Origin of the sequence: Paenibacillus sp. IHBB 3054 (genome assembly GCF_051594305.1) — a bacterium.
Taxonomy (GTDB): Bacteria; Bacillota; Bacilli; order Paenibacillales; family Paenibacillaceae; genus Paenibacillus_AQ.
Map to the genome: position 1 here is coordinate 1 of NZ_JBOFBG010000183.1, position 350 is coordinate 350.

At 43.1% G+C, this 350-nt stretch carries 1 tRNA gene; it reads right to left on the bottom strand.

Annotated elements, in window-relative coordinates:
* Positions 1 to 219: 219 nt before the first annotated feature.
* A tRNA-Ala gene (locus tag ACQ76X_RS36375) sits at positions 220 to 295 on the bottom strand.
* Between the last annotated feature and the right edge of the window lie 55 nt (positions 296 to 350).

Genomic DNA, 350 nt, shown 5'->3' on the forward strand with positions numbered 1-350 from the left:
TGGCTTATTCGCTCATCTTGTTTTAAACAGCGCTTCCAGATCACTCTGTCATCCAGTCTGTTTAAAGCCAAAAGTCGCTCACAATCCAAAACCTTCGCTTAGTATCACTATTAATTAAAACTTGTGTAAACAAGTTTCAGCTAAAAGATGTTCTAAAACGCAAATTCGTTTCGGTATCCAGTTTTCAAGGATCAAGGTGTTACTATTGATGAAGTTTGTTGGTGGAGCCAAGCGGGATCGAACCGCTGACCTCCTGCTTGCAAGGCAGGCGCTCTCCCAGCTGAGCTATGGCCCCGCAAATTCCATCAAAACCGAACAAATGGATACGCGTTAAGTATCTTGGAAGCTAA